This is a genomic window from Brevundimonas sp., from assembly GCF_041911375.1.
In the GTDB taxonomy this organism is placed as follows: Bacteria; Pseudomonadota; Alphaproteobacteria; order Caulobacterales; family Caulobacteraceae; genus Brevundimonas.
Genome location: NZ_JAYRPA010000011.1, coordinates 56,461 through 69,752 on the forward strand (window position 1 = coordinate 56,461; position 13,292 = coordinate 69,752).

General features: G+C 70.6%; 15 protein-coding genes. 4 read left to right on the plus strand and 11 right to left on the minus strand.

The genetic code is table 11. From position 1 onward, the window contains the following. Positions 1-38 precede the first annotated feature (38 nt). On the plus strand, positions 39-860 hold the full coding sequence (locus ACE3PU_RS01560; RefSeq protein ID WP_374385931.1) for an outer membrane protein: 822 nt from the start codon (positions 39-41) through the stop codon (positions 858-860). Between the two features lie 21 nt (positions 861-881). On the opposite strand, the gene ACE3PU_RS01565 is transcribed toward ACE3PU_RS01560, so the two are convergent. Continuing rightward, positions 882-1,451: a YqgE/AlgH family protein gene (locus ACE3PU_RS01565; RefSeq protein WP_374385933.1), complete on the minus strand. Its 570-nt coding sequence runs from the start codon at positions 1,449-1,451 to the stop codon at positions 882-884. Positions 1,452-1,576: 125 nt separating this feature from the next. On the opposite strand from ACE3PU_RS01565, the gene ACE3PU_RS01570 reads away from it, so the two are divergent. Both ACE3PU_RS01570 and ACE3PU_RS01575 read left to right on the plus strand, forming a co-directional pair. Next, positions 1,577-2,062, plus strand: a complete 486-nt coding sequence (locus ACE3PU_RS01570) for a peroxiredoxin (RefSeq protein ID WP_374385935.1) — start codon at positions 1,577-1,579, stop codon at positions 2,060-2,062. Further along, the gene (locus ACE3PU_RS01575; protein WP_374386043.1) at positions 2,059-2,589 is read left to right on the plus strand and encodes a very short patch repair endonuclease; all 531 of its coding nucleotides are present in this window, start codon (positions 2,059-2,061) and stop codon (positions 2,587-2,589) included. Before ACE3PU_RS01570 ends, ACE3PU_RS01575 begins: the two co-directional genes overlap by 4 nt. On the opposite strand, the gene ACE3PU_RS01580 is transcribed toward ACE3PU_RS01575, so the two are convergent. The 5 genes from ACE3PU_RS01580 to ACE3PU_RS01600 form a co-directional block, all read right to left on the minus strand. Then, a complete protein-coding gene (locus ACE3PU_RS01580; protein WP_374385937.1) occupies positions 2,493-4,388 on the minus strand; it encodes an ATP-binding protein in 1,896 nt (631 codons plus the stop codon). The two genes, ACE3PU_RS01575 and ACE3PU_RS01580, sit on opposite strands and share 97 nt — an antisense overlap. Positions 4,389-4,455: 67 nt before the next feature. After that, on the minus strand, positions 4,456-5,499 hold the full coding sequence (locus ACE3PU_RS01585; RefSeq protein ID WP_374385940.1) for a quinone-dependent dihydroorotate dehydrogenase: 1,044 nt from the start codon (positions 5,497-5,499) through the stop codon (positions 4,456-4,458). Further along, a complete protein-coding gene (locus ACE3PU_RS01590) occupies positions 5,496-5,855 on the minus strand; it encodes a DUF952 domain-containing protein (protein WP_374385942.1) in 360 nt (119 codons plus the stop codon). Before ACE3PU_RS01590 ends, ACE3PU_RS01585 begins: the two co-directional genes overlap by 4 nt. After that, on the minus strand, positions 5,852-6,352 hold the full coding sequence (locus ACE3PU_RS01595; protein ID WP_374385944.1) for a histidine phosphatase family protein: 501 nt from the start codon (positions 6,350-6,352) through the stop codon (positions 5,852-5,854). Before ACE3PU_RS01595 ends, ACE3PU_RS01590 begins: the two co-directional genes overlap by 4 nt. Positions 6,353-6,411: 59 nt before the next feature. After that, on the minus strand, positions 6,412-7,155 hold the full coding sequence (locus ACE3PU_RS01600; protein ID WP_374385946.1) for a class I SAM-dependent methyltransferase: 744 nt from the start codon (positions 7,153-7,155) through the stop codon (positions 6,412-6,414). 46 nt (positions 7,156-7,201) lie between these two features. Between ACE3PU_RS01600 and gloB the strand changes: the two genes are divergently transcribed. Then, on the plus strand, positions 7,202-7,930 hold the full coding sequence (gloB, locus tag ACE3PU_RS01605; protein ID WP_374385949.1) for a hydroxyacylglutathione hydrolase: 729 nt from the start codon (positions 7,202-7,204) through the stop codon (positions 7,928-7,930). A 4-nt stretch (positions 7,931-7,934) separates the two neighbouring features. Here the strand turns inward: gloB and ACE3PU_RS01610 are convergent, their stop codons facing one another. The 5 genes from ACE3PU_RS01610 to ACE3PU_RS01630 all read right to left on the minus strand — a co-directional run bounded on the left by ACE3PU_RS01610 (position 7,935) and on the right by ACE3PU_RS01630 (position 13,232). Further along, entirely contained in the window at positions 7,935-8,642 is a 708-nt protein-coding gene (locus ACE3PU_RS01610; protein WP_374385951.1) for a DUF4908 domain-containing protein, read from the minus strand. Between the two features lie 90 nt (positions 8,643-8,732). Further along, positions 8,733-9,458 carry an acetoacetyl-CoA reductase gene (gene phbB, locus ACE3PU_RS01615; RefSeq protein WP_374385953.1) on the minus strand — a complete coding sequence of 242 codons (726 nt, stop codon included), beginning with the start codon at positions 9,456-9,458 and terminating at the stop codon, positions 8,733-8,735. Positions 9,459-9,565: 107 nt separating this feature from the next. Next, on the minus strand, positions 9,566-10,627 hold the full coding sequence (locus ACE3PU_RS01620; RefSeq protein ID WP_374385955.1) for an NAD(P)-dependent alcohol dehydrogenase: 1,062 nt from the start codon (positions 10,625-10,627) through the stop codon (positions 9,566-9,568). A 75-nt stretch (positions 10,628-10,702) separates the two neighbouring features. Next, positions 10,703-11,476: a DUF72 domain-containing protein gene (locus tag ACE3PU_RS01625; protein WP_374385957.1), complete on the minus strand. Its 774-nt coding sequence runs from the start codon at positions 11,474-11,476 to the stop codon at positions 10,703-10,705. Between the two features lie 235 nt (positions 11,477-11,711). Beyond that, complete coding sequence (locus ACE3PU_RS01630; protein ID WP_374385959.1) at positions 11,712-13,232, minus strand: ATP-binding protein; 1,521 nt, start codon at positions 13,230-13,232, stop codon at positions 11,712-11,714. Between the last annotated feature and the right edge of the window lie 60 nt (positions 13,233-13,292).

Here is a 13,292-nt window from a genome sequence, read left to right on the forward strand (position 1 = left end):
GCCTCCCTGTCCGCCTTGGCACGAAGGACGTTCCCATGATGAAAGTCGCCGCAAGCGCACTGGCGCTGACGCTCGTTTCCACCCCCGCCCTGGCGCAGTCGACCGACTGGTCCGGCCCCTACATCGGCATCTTCGGCGGCTACGGCCAGGTCAATGACGACGAGGACGAGCGGCTCGGGTTCGACCGCAACCTCGACGGCACCTATGGCGACACGGTCGTGACGGGCACGGGCGCGGACGCCTTCGGGCCCGGCTTCTGCGACGGCGCGGCGAACAGCGCCGTGGCCGCGGACGGCTGCGACAGCGACAAGGGTTCGCCCGAGGCCGGCGTACGCGCGGGCTACGACTGGCAGTTCGGCTCGTTCGTGGTCGGCGGCCTGGCCGAGTACAGCGTGACGGACGTCGAGGACCGCGTGACCGGCTTCTCCACCACCCCGGCCTACTACACCTTCGAGCGCGAGCTCGAGAGCCTGGCGGCGGTTCGCGCACGGGTGGGTTACGCCATGGGGCCGGCCCTGATCTACGGCACGGGCGGCTACGCCTACGGCAAGTTCGACAACAACTTCTCCACCAGCAACGGCGCCAACAGCTTCAACACCACCGAGGACTCCGAGGACGGCCACGGCTGGCAGGCGGGCGGCGGCGTCGAATATGCGCTGGGCCGCGGCCTGACCGTGACCGGCGAATATCTCTACACGTCGCTGGACGTCGACAGTCCGGTGGTGCGGGTCGGCCCCGGCTCCGCGCCGGCCACCAACCCCTTCATCCTGCCGCCCAACGCGACCGGCACGGACATGATCCGCTCGAACGGCCGCTTCGGCGCGCACCATGTGCGCATCGGCATGGCCTACCGTTTCTAGGCGAAGCCCTCCGGACGGGCCTCAGGCCCGTCCGCCCTGGCTTGAAAGCATGGCCGCGTCCACGCCCATTCGGGCCAGGGCCCGCGTCCATTTCGTCTCGTGGTCGGCGTCGAAGATCAGGTCCAGATCGGCGTCCGTCGTCAGCCAGACGTTTTCCGCCAGTTCCTCTTCCAGCTGTCCCTCGCCCCAGCCGGCGTAGCCCAGCAGCAGGGCCGAGCGGCGCGGACCGGCCACCGCGTCCGTCATCGCCGCCAGGGCCTCGCGCGTGCCCGTCATGGCCAGGCCGTCGCCGAACGGCAGGCTGTCGTCGCCCGTCATCCAGTCGTCGGTATGCAGCACGAAGCCGCGCTCGCGCTCGACCGGACCGCCCATCAGCACCACGCGACCGGCGGCCTGATCGGGCGCCGGCTGGTCCAGCTTGTCCAGCACCGTCTTCAGGTCGACGCCCGGCGCGGGCCGGTCCAGCCTCAGGCCCATGGCGTGGTCGGCGCCGTGGGCGCAGATCAGGATGACGGCGTGTTCGAACCGGGAATCGCCGATGCCGGGCATGGCGACCAGGAGCCGGCCCGTCAGGGATGAGGCGTCGGTCATGATGCCCTTATCATCGGGTGCGAAACGGGCGGGCGCAAGGCGCGTTCACGCTTGCGGTCGCGCGACGGGCGTCTATGTGTCGCGGGCGCTGTTCCCACTCAACCCATTCCGCGCGGAGACATTCCATGACCATCCAGATCGGCGACCGCATCCCCAACGCGACCCTCGCCCAGGCGACGGCCGAAGGGCCCAAGCCCGTCTCCACCAGCGAGATCTTCGACGGCAAGACCGTGGCCCTGTTCGCGGTGCCGGGCGCCTTCACCCCGACCTGCTCGGCGCGTCACCTGCCGGGCTTCAAGGACAATCTGGAGACCATCCGGGGCAAGGGCGTCGACACGGTCGCCTGCATCTCGGTCAACGACGCCTTCGTGATGAAGGCCTGGGCCGACAGCCAGGACATCGCCGACGATCAGATCGTGATGCTGGCCGACGGAAACGGCGAGCTGACGCGCGCGCTGGGCCTGGTTCTGGACGGGTCGGGCTTTGGCCTGGGCGAGCGCTCGCAGCGCTATTCCATGCTGGTCAAGGACGGCACGGTGACCCAGCTGAACATCGAGCAGGGCGGCGAGTTCAAGGTGTCGTCGGCCGAGCACCTGCTGGCCCAGCTCTGAGCCCCGGCCCGGACGTCCCGGCGGGCGCCACCGACGTCTTCACGCCGGAACAGCGCAGCGCCGTCATGCGTCGCGTCAAGGGGCGCGACACCAAGCCCGAGCTGGCCGTGCGCCGCATCCTGCGCGCGGCCGGCGTCGGCTATCGGCTGGGCGGCGCCGGCCTGCCGGGCCGGCCCGACGTGGTGATGAAGGGCCGCCGTGTCGCCCTGTTCGTCCATGGCTGCTTCTGGCACGGCCACGACTGCGCCCGGGGCGCGCGCCAGCCCAAGGCCAATGCGGCCTACTGGCGGGCCAAGATCGATCGCAACCGGGCCCGCGACGCCCGGAACGCCGCCGCGCTCGATGCGGCGGGCTGGCGTGTCGTGACGGCCTGGGAATGCGAGATGAAGGCCGACGGCTTCGCCGACCGGCTGGTCGCCCAGGTGCGCGGTCAGGCCGCCTCGGCCACGCCGCCCTGGGTTTCTTCCAGCACGTGCTGGAGCGCGCCCAGCAGGGCGGGGGGCGTCAGCGGCTTGGGCACGAAATAGGCCATGCCCGCCGCCTTGCAGGCGGCGATGTCCTCGGCCGCGGTGTCGGCCGTGACGGCGACCACCGGCGTCAGGGCGTTCGGGCCGCCCTCCGCGCGCAGGCGCCGGGTGGTCTCGCGCCCGTCCAGCTCCGGCATCCGCACATCCATGAAGATGACGTCGAAGACCGACTCCTCGCAGCGCTCCAGCGCCGCCAGCCCGTCGGCGGCGGTGACGATGTCGCAGCCCAGCGGCTGAAGGATCAGTTGGACCGCGCGCCGGTTGATGTCGTGGTCGTCCACGACCAACAGCCGCAGGGGGCGGCCCTCGTCCGCGGCGTCCTCCACGCCGTCCTGCGGGGACGGCATGACCGCCTCCGCCGGTTCCGGCGCGGCCTGGGCGACGGCGGCCAGGGCCTCGGCCGCGCGCCGTTCGGCTAGGACCCGCGCCACGGCCAGGCGGCTGTCGTCAAGCGTCGGCTCGGCGGCCGGCGCCGCGCATTCGGCGCGCGGCAGGACCAGCGAGATGGTGAAGCGGGAGCCCTGGCCCGGCGCGCTGCGCGCGGTCAGGCGGCCGCCCATGAGTTCGACCAGGTTGCGGCTGATCGCCAGTCCCAGCCCCGATCCCCCGTGCATGGCGCTGACGCCGTCGGCGGTCTGGTCGAAGGGCCGGAACAGCCGCGTCACCTGTTCTGCGGTCATGCCCGGCCCGGTGTCGGCCACCTCGATCAGCAGGCAGTAGCCGGACGGCTCCTCGCTCCAGGCGTTCAGCCGCAGGGTGATGTCGCCGCCCTGGGTGAACTTCACCGCGTTCGAGATCAGGTTGTTCAGCACCTGACGCAGGCGCATGGCGTCGCCCCGCACGTTCGCGGGGATGCTGTGCGCGCCCTCGATGCGCAGCTTCAGCCCCTTGGCCTCGGTCACGCCGCGCCACAGCCGCAGCGTCTGAGCCAGCAGGGCGCGCAGGTTGAAGTCCTGGACCTCGATCTGCATCCGCCCGGCCTCGATGCGGGAATGATCCAGCAGGTCGTCCAGCAGGGACTTCATCATCCGACCGGCGTCGGTGATCAGTTCGGCGTTCTGGCGCACGTTGGCGTCGCCGTTGCGCAGTTCGGCCGCGCCGCTGAGAATGGCGCCGATGGGGGTGCGCAGGTCGTGGCCGATCGCCGCCAGAAAGGCGCCCTGGTCGTCCAGCGCGCGGGTGATCCGGCTGGCCCGCTCCTCGGCCAAGATCCGGTCGCGCTGTTCCCGGCGCGCGCGCTCAGCCAGCGCGCGCCAGACGCTCAGGCAGTAGATGGTGAAGATCGTCACCGCCGCCGCCGCCGTGATCGCCGCGGCGGGGGTCGCGCCCAGCTGGATCAGCAGGAAGGGGAAGGCCGCCATATACAGGATCTGCGGCGTCACCGTGCAGGCCAGCACCGCCAGCGAACGCGGCGCATTGACCATCGAATAGACCATGGCCGCCGGCAGCATGACCGCCGCCGACACGCCGCCGGCGACGCCGCCGAACAGCCAGAGCAGCACCGACAGGGCGCCGTAGAGGCCGGTGTTGGCGAACATCGTCGCGCCGCCCAGGACGTGGCGCGCGCGCGACATCGGGCGGGGCGAGCGCGCATTGACCGGCGCGAAGACGAAGGCCTCGCACGCCTGAAGGACCACATAGGCCAGGCCCCAGCCGCCGGCGATCTGCCAGCCGACCAGCGGCGTTGCGGCCAGGCTGCTGGCCACGCCCACGGCGACGCGCTGCATCATCGCGCCACGGCGTTGCCGGACCGCAAAGGCCCAGCCGCTCAGCGTGCGGGCGTCCGTGGTGTTCGACATTCGCGTCCTCGATGGCGCCGCGGGGCGCGTTCGGACGAACCATGCCTCATGTGAGGCTAACGCTCCGTCAACGGGCGGCGCCGACGGCCTCGGAAACGGTGGAAAATCCGTCGGCGCGCAGACGGCCCGCCAGGTCGCGCTTGATCCGCCCGACAAGTCCCGGCCCCTCGTAGATCAGGGCCGAATAGATCTGCACCGCCGAGGCGCCCAGGCGAATGCGGGCATAGGCCTCCGCGCCGCTGTCGATCCCGCCGACCGCGATCAGCGGCAGGCGGCCAGCGGCGGCCTCCGCCGCGGCGCGCAGGGCCTTCTCGGCGAACGGACGGGCCGGTGCGCCGGACAGGCCGCCGGCCTCGCCGGCCTGGGGCGAACGCAGCGTGGCGGGCCTTTCCAGGGTGGTGTTGGACACGATCAGCGCATCGATCCGGTGCGCCAGCGCCGCCTCGACGATCATGGCGATCTCGGCCGCCGTCAGGTCGGGGGCGATCTTCAGGAAGACGGGCGCCCGCGCCGGGCCGTCCGGCCGGGCCGCATCGATGCGGCCCAGCAGGTCGTCCAGCGCCGCCCGGCCCTGCAGCGCGCGCAGCCCCGGCGTGTTGGGCGAGGAGATGTTGACGGTGAAATATTCGGCCAGGCCCGCCAGCCGCCCCAGGCCCTCGACATAGTCCGCGGCCTTGTCTTCCGTGTCCTTGTTGGCGCCCAGGTTGGCGCCGACCGTCGCTCCCTTGGGGCGGGCCGCTAGCCGGCGCGCGAACGCCTCCAGCCCGGCGTTGTTGAAACCCATGCGGTTGATGATCGCGCGGTCTTCCGACAGGCGGAACAGGCGCGGGCGCGGGTTCCCCGGCTGGGGCTTCGGCGTCACCGATCCGCATTCCAGAAAGCCGAAGCCGAGGCGCGACAGGCCGCGCAACGCCTCGCCGTTCTTGTCCAGCCCGGCGGCCAGCCCGACCGGATTGGGCAGGTCCAGCCCCGCCAGTCGGGTGTGCAGGATCGGCGGATCGGGCGGGGCCGCGGGCAGGGGCGCGAAGGTCAGGCCGCGGATGGCCAGGACGTGCGCGTCCTCCGGGTCCAGACGGCGCAGCAGGGCGGCGCCCAGGTCCATCGCCGTCATGCGGCGTCCCCGATCGTCATCGCCCCGTCGGCTTCGACCGACAAGGGGCGGCTCTCGCTGACGGCCGAGGCCGGCAGCGGCCCGTACAGATGCGGAAACAGCTCGCCGCCGCGCGAGGGCTCCCAGACCGGCGACGGATCCAGACGCGCCAGTTCGACCGTCAGCAGCATCAGGCCGTCCCGACCCGCGTAGTGGCGGCGCGCCGTTTCGGCCAGCTGGGCCTGGGTCGACATGTGGATGTAGCCGTCGGCCCGGTCCACGGCCGATCCGTCGTAGCGACCCTCGGCCAAGGCCGCGCGCCATTCCTCGGCGGCGACGATCTTGTAGGCGACGGGCGGATGGGCGGCGGCGATCATGCGCCGACGGTCCGCGGCGTGAGAAAACCCTCATAGGCGCAACGGCCGGCCGCATCGACGCTGAAGATGGCGGCCGAGCCCGGCGGAAAGCCCCCGGCCAGCCGGTCCAGCACCGCCGGAGAGGCGGCGCTTTCGGTCAGATACTCCACCGCCAGGACGTGGACCCCCGGATTGTGGGCCAGCACCATCAGGCAGCCGGCCTCTTCCTCGCTGGCCTCGACCAGGCCCCGGATGGCGTCGGCGCCCGCGTTGTAGAGCGACGACAGGTCGCGGACCTCCACGTCGCCGAAGGCGTCGTGCATCTGCTCCCAGGTCTGGCGGGTGCGCGCCGCGGCCGACACCAGGGCCAGGTCCGGCCTGAGGCCCCGTTCGGCCAGCGCCCGGCCCATGGCCGCCGCCTCCGCCCGGCCCGAGGCCGCCAGCACCCGGGCCTTGTCGCCGCCCGAGGGCGCGGAAGGCTCCGCCTGGGCGTGCCGCATGAGGATCAGTCTGTGCATGGCTTCGCCTTAGGGCGGTTCGCGGCCGGCGACCAGACGGGGCGCCGGTCAACTCCGCGTCAGTCCGGCGCGTTCCGGCGCGAGGGGACCGAGGCGGCGGGCTGGGGCGCCAGGGCCGGGGCGGCGACGCGCTGGGCATGGCCGCTGGGCCGAATCCGCGCATAGGCCTGTCGCGTCGCCTCCAGCAGGATCAGCCCGGCCGCGCCCGGCATGACGCGCCGCCCCACCTGTTCGAAGCCGTCGGCCAGCGGCAGCAACGGCCCCCAGGGCGGCACATACAGCGTCTGCGACCAGGCGGCGGGCTCCAGCCCGGCTTCGCGCACCAGCCGCTCCAGCTGGCGGCGCGAGAAGGGGCGGCCGTAGCCGAAGGGGGTGTTCTCGGTCCGCGCCCACAGACCGCCGCGCGCGGCGGCGACCAGGATGATGCGGCCGGCGGGAGCCAGGGCGCGCACCGCCTCCAGCAGCAGGGCGGCGGGATCGTCCGCCTCTTCCAGGGCATGCACCAACAGGATGCGGTCGAAGGTCCCGGCCTGAAACGGCAGGCGGCGCTCGTCGACCAGCAGGGTGCGGTTGCGCCCGACCGTCGGCCATTGCTCGACGCCCTGGCCGCCCGGCATGGCCGCCACCACCCGCCGGGCGCCCACGAAGGCGTCCAGCCACGGCGTGGCGTAGCCCAGGCCCAGCACGTCGCAACCGGCGGCCTCGCCCCAGGCGTCCTCCAGCCGCCGGGCCAGCAGCCGACGCGCCAGCACGCCGGTCGGCTCGCCGTAGAAGGTTCTCAGCTCGTCGATGCTGCGCCGCATGGCTTCACTATAGGCCCGGGATGGGCCGTGCTGCTAGAATGCGTCCATGGCTCTGGACGTTCACCTGTTCCCCTGTCGCAGCGACAATTACGGCTTCCTGGCGCGCGACGTCGAAACCGGCGTGGTCGCGGCGATCGACACGCCGGACGCGGACCGCATCCTCGAGGAGCTGGAGCGGCTGGGCTGGGGCCGGCTGGACCTGATCCTGAACACCCACTGGCACCCCGACCACACCGAGGGCAACGAACGGCTCAAGGCCAAGACCGGCTGCGAGATCGTGGGGCCGGAGGAGGTGCGTCGCGCCGCGCCGCTGGATCGCGTGGTGGGCGACGGCGACACGGTCGCGATCGGGGCGACGCGCCTCAAGGTCGTCGCCACGCCCGGCCACACCCTGGGCCATGTCGTCTTCCACGCCGAGGAGGCGGGGTTGGCCTTCGTCGGCGACACGCTGTTCGCACTCGGCTGCGGGCGGCTGTTCGAGGGCACGCCGGCGCAGATGTGGGACAGTATTCGCGCCTTGGCCGCCTGGCCCGAGGCGACGGTGATCTGGTGCGCCCACGAATACACGGCCTCGAACGCCCGCTTCGCCCTGAGCCTGGACGCCCGGCCGGAGATGAAGGCGCACGCCGAGGCCATCTTCGCCGCGCGCGAGCGGGGCCAGCCGACGGTTCCGACGACGATCGGGACCGAGCGGCGCTTCAATCCCTTCCTGCGCGCGGCGGACGCCGACGACTTCGCGGCGCGGCGTCAGGCCAAGGACGACTTCAGGGGCTGAGGGCTCAGTCCCCGGCCATGGTGCGGATCACCACGGCCGACGACGGGCGGCCGACGATGCCCTTGGACGGATCCACCACCACCCGAAGCTCGCCGCGCGAGAAGGTGACCGAGGCGCGGCCGCCCTCGACGATGCTGATCTTGCGCAGGCGGTTGACGGTCGCACGGGTGCTGGGGTTGCGCGCCATGCGGATGACGGCGTCCGTGGTGACGATCAGCGCCTCGACGCACAGCGCCTCCGACTGGCTGCCGTCCAGGTCGATGGTGATCAGCCGCCCGACCGCCTCTGACACCAGATTGCTTCGCCGGGCCATCAGGTTGAACAGCTGCACCGGCCCCAGATTGGGCGTCTGCAGGGGCTGGGCGGTCCCCGACCGCGACACCGGAGAGCCCTGCGGCGTGCGCGTGGTGTAGAGGGTGATGCCGCCGTCGGCCGTGACGCGCAGGATCTGGTCGCCGTTGTCGTTGCGATAGATGATGTCGCCGCGCGGGGCCGGCGTCGGGCGCAGCACCCAGATCTCGGCGGACTGGTCGAAGCGCAGCAGCGGCCGCATGCCCGAACTGTCGATGATGAAGGCCTGACCGCCGTCCGAGACATAGCGGCCCGTCGGCGGCATGGCCCGCCGCGACTGGGCCTCGGCCGTCGCCGGCGACATCAGAGTCAGCACGGACAGGGCCGCGATCACGAGGGCGACGAGCGCCATCGCGGTCATGCGTGGCGAATTTTTCGCCCTGACCTCGTCCGTCAACTTCATGAGACTATGGATGAAACCGGCGCGCGGCGGATTTTTGGCGAACCCGCCTCAACCGACCAGATACTGACCGCCGTTCAGCGACAGGGTGCAGCCTGTGACATATCCGGCACGCTCCCCCACCAGCCACGACACCATGTCGGCGATCTCCTCGCCCTTGCCCAGCCGGCCCACGGGGATCTGGCCCACGATGGTCTCCAGCACCTTCGGGTCCATGGCGCCGACCATCTCGGTGTCGATATAGCCGGGCGCGATGCAGTTGACGGTGACGCCCTTGCGCGCGTTCTCCAGCGCCAGGGCCTTGGTGAAGCCGATCATCCCGGCCTTGGCGGCGGAATAGTTGGTCTGGCCCACCTGGCCCTTCTGGCCGTTGATCGAGGAGATGTTGACGATGCGGCCGTGGCCCCGGTCGCGCATGCCGTTGATGACCTGGCGCGTCATGTTGAAGACGCTGTCCATGTTCACCCGGATCACGTCGGACCACTGGTCGTGGCTCATCTTGTGAAAGAAGCCGTCGCGCGTGATGCCGGCGTTGTTGACCAGGATGTCGACGGGGCCCAGCTCGGCCTCGACCGCCTGCACGGCGCGGGCGCAGTCGTCGAAGCTGGCGACATTGCCCTTCACCACCATGCAGCCCAGTTTTTCGGCCGTGGCCCGGGCGGCCTCGTCATTGCCGGAATAGCCGGCCGCGACGCGGATTCCGTCCTCGTGCAGACGCTGGACGATCGCCTTGCCGATGCCTCGGGTGCCGCCGGTCACGAATGCCACGCGCGCCATGATCGTCTCCTGTCCCTGATCCCGGCCCTTGCAAGGCCTTGTCACGCTTCAGGATTAACGACCATGGCGGCGCGTGCAAGCGGCGTTTCCGTGACGGAAGCTCTCGGTCAGGCCGCCATCTTCTCGACGTCGATGACGAAGCGATAGCGGACGTCGGACTTCAGCATCCGCTCATAGGCTTCGTTGATCTGGTCCGGGGCGATGGTTTCGATGTCGCAGGCGATGCCGTGCTGGGCGCAGAAGTCCAGCATCTCCTGGGTCTCCTTGATCCCGCCGATCAGCGAGCCGGCGATGCGACGGCGCCGCCACAGCAGCGGCACGGCATAGACCGGCAGGCCCTCGGTCGTCAGGCCCAGCATGACCATGGTCCCGTCGCGGGCCAGGAGCTGGACATGGCTGGCGATCTCGTGCGTGGCCGAGACGGTGTTGATGATCAGGTCGAACTTCTCGGCCGCCGCCTTCATGGCGGCCTTGTCCGAGTTGATCAGGAAATGTTTGGCGCCCATCCGCTCGGCGTCGGCCTTCTTGCGGTCCGAGGTGGACAGGACGGTGACCTCCGCGCCCATGGCGGCGGCCAGCTTGACCGCCATGTGCCCCAGGCCGCCCAGGCCGATGACCGCGACCTTGGAGCCCGGTCCGACGCCCCATTCCTTCAGCGGCGAATAGGTGGTGATGCCCGCGCACAGCAGCGGCGCGGCGGCGTCCAGCGGCAGGCTGTCGGGGATCGACAGGACGAAGTGCTGATCCACCGTGATGGCCGTGGAATAGCCGCCCTGGGTGATGGTCTCGGCCGTGCCGCCCTTCTTGTCGGGATTGCCGTAGGTGCCGGTGAAGCCGGGCACGCAGTACTGCTCCAGCCCTTCCTGGCAGGACGGGCAGGTGCGGCAGCTGTCGACCATGCAGCCGACGCCGACGCGGTCGCCTTCCTTGAAGCGGGTCACGTTCGATCCGACCGCCCGCACCACGCCGGCGATCTCGTGACCCGGGACCAGCGGATAGGTCGCCGGGCCGGTCTCGCTTCGGGCCATGTGCAGGTCGGAGTGGCAGATGCCGCTGTATTTGATGTCGATCAGCACGTCGTCCGGGCCGGGGTCCCGACGCTCGAAGCTGTAGGGCGTCAGCGGCTTGTCGGCGGCGGTCGCGGCGAAGGCGCGTGTGGCGATCGGCATGGAATGGTCCTTCAGGCTTTGCGGTGAGCCGGCCTCAGATGAGGCGGCGCACGCACGTCCGCAAGACGGCGACGTCTATTTCAGCGCTTCGATCAGCGCCTGCGCCGCCGCCGGGTTCCGCACCTTCGCGCCCGAGATGAAGTAGGCGAAGACGTCGCCGCGCCGGGCCCAGGCCTTGGCCTGTTCGGCGATGGCCTCGAGCTCGCCCGCCGTCATGCCGGTCGGCTCGTCCTCGCGGCTGGACATCAGACGCGCGTAGGTGAAGTCGGCCGTGTCCTCGTCGATCTGGGGCCACGTCGGCTCCTCGTCGTCCACGGCGTAGACGATGGCCGCGCCGTACTTGCGGGCCAGATCGTAGAACTGCTCGGTGGCGAAGGTCGGGTTGCGCACCTCCAGCGCGTGACGCAGGCGCAGGCCGTCCTTCTCCCGGGGCAACAGCTTCAGGAAGCCTTCGAAGTCCTCGGCGTCGAACTTCTTCGTGCCCATGAACTGCCAGTTGATCGGCCCCAGCTTGTCGCCCAGCTCGGTCAGGCCCTGCGACAGGAACCGGTCGAAGCTCTCGGCCCCGTCCGACAGCACCTTGCGGTTGGTGCAGTAGCGGCTGGCCTTGACCGAGAAGACGAAGCCGTCCGGCGTCTCGTCGCGCCACTTCCTCCAGCTGTCCGGCTTGAAGGTCGAATAGTAGGTGCCGTTGATCTCGATCGAGGTCAGCTTCGAGGCGGCGTACTCAAGCTCCCGCTTCTGAACCAGGCCCTCCGGATAGAAGACCCCGCGCCAGGGCTCGAACGTCCAGCCGCCGACGCCGATGTGAATGGGGTGGGTCATGGATCGTTCCCTTGTCGCCGCCATGAGGATCGCCCCGCCGATCCTCGTGTCCGTGACGAACCCGCTGGATGAGCGCGCCATCCGCGTCCTGATCAGAGGCTATCACATAGCCCATGAAGGCGAACACGCGCGCGTAATCAAGGCGCAGTCGGCCATGCCAGCCGATAGCCGCTCATCCCGCCTAAGACGTCAGGAGACGCGAGACAGGCTTCGGGGCGATATCCGCCCTGCGCAGGTCGCTGACCCGCCGGCCCGAAGGTCAGTCGGCCACCACCGCCTGGATGCCGGCCAGCAGGCTGGCGGCGGTGATGGGCTTGGGGACATGGATGTCGGCGCCGGCGGCCTGGGCCTGGTCGCGATGCTCGGCCATGGCGTTGGCGCTCAGCATGATGATGGGCGTGCGGGCCTGGGCGGGACGTTCGGCCTCCAGCCTGCGGATGGCGCGGGTGGCGCTGAGGCCGTCCATGTTCGGCATCTGCATGTCCATCAGCACCAGGTCGAAGACCTCGTCCTCAAAGGCGGCCAGGGCCTGGGCGCCGTCGGCGACGGTGACGATCTCCATCTCGTGCGCCGCCAGGATCAGCTGCACGACCCGCTGGTTGACGGGATGGTCCTCGGCCAGCAGCACGCGCAAGGGGCGGAGGGCGCGCTGGGCCTCGGTCGCCCGGGCCCGCTCGCGCGTGTCGTAGTCGCTCAGTGAGCCCGCCCGCGCCAGCGGGATCTCGACCGTGAAGCGGCTGCCGACGTCCGGCGTCGAGGCGGCGGCGATCCGGCCGCCCATCATCTCGACCAGAGACCGACAGATCGACAGGCCCAGGCCCGTGCCGCCGAAGCGCCGGGTGATGGTGCTGTCGGCCTGGCTGAAGCGGTCGAACAGGCGCGCGGCCTGTTCGGACGAGAAGCCGACGCCGGTGTCCTCGACCGTCAGGGTCAGCAGCGTCAGGCCGTCGGCGTCCTCGTCCACCATCACCCCGACCGAGACGGCGCCCTGGTGGGTGAACTTGATGGCGTTGGACAGCAGATTGTTCAGGATCTGGCCGATCCGGGTGCTGTCGCCGACGAAGACGCCGCGCGCGTTCGGATCGCGCTGGACGTTCAGCGCCAGCCCCTTGTGCTCGGCGCGCAGGCGCATGACGTCCAGCGGCGCCGCCAGGGCCTCGTCCAGGTCGAAGGGGCGGGTCTCCAGGTCCAGCTGGCCGGCCTCGATCTTGGAGACGTCCAGAATGTCCGAGACCAGCCGCTCCAGCGTCACGCCCGAACTGGCGACCAGCGCGACCATCTCGGCCTGTTCTGGGCTGAGCTCGGTGCGCGACAGGGCGTCGACGACGCCGATCACGCCGTTTAGGGGCGTGCGGATCTCGTGGCTCATATTGGCCAGGAAGTCCGACTTTGCCCGGTTGGCCTCCTCGGCGGCGGCCTTGGCGTTCCGCAGGGCCTGCTCCGCGGCCGCCTTTTCGGTCACGTCGCGCGCGATGCCGTAGATGCGATCGCCGAATCGCTGCGCGCGCCATTCCAGGGTGACATAGTGGCCGGCCTTGTGGCGGTAGCGGTTGACCTGTCCCAGCACGGGGTCGCCGGGCCGGCGGTTCTCGACCTCGACGATGCTTTGCAGCGTGGCGGGCAGGTCGTCCGGATGCACCAGCCGCATCAGGCCCCGCCCTTCCATCTCGTCGGACCGGTACCCCAACACGGAAAACCAGGAGGCGCTGGCCTTGACGACGCGCCCGTCCAGTTCCCGCACCACCAGCAGGTCCAGAGAGACGTCGAAGAAGGTGTTCACGTCGACGTCGGATGCGTCGTTGCAAGTCGACGAAGCGGCGAGCGACAAACAGGTCATGAC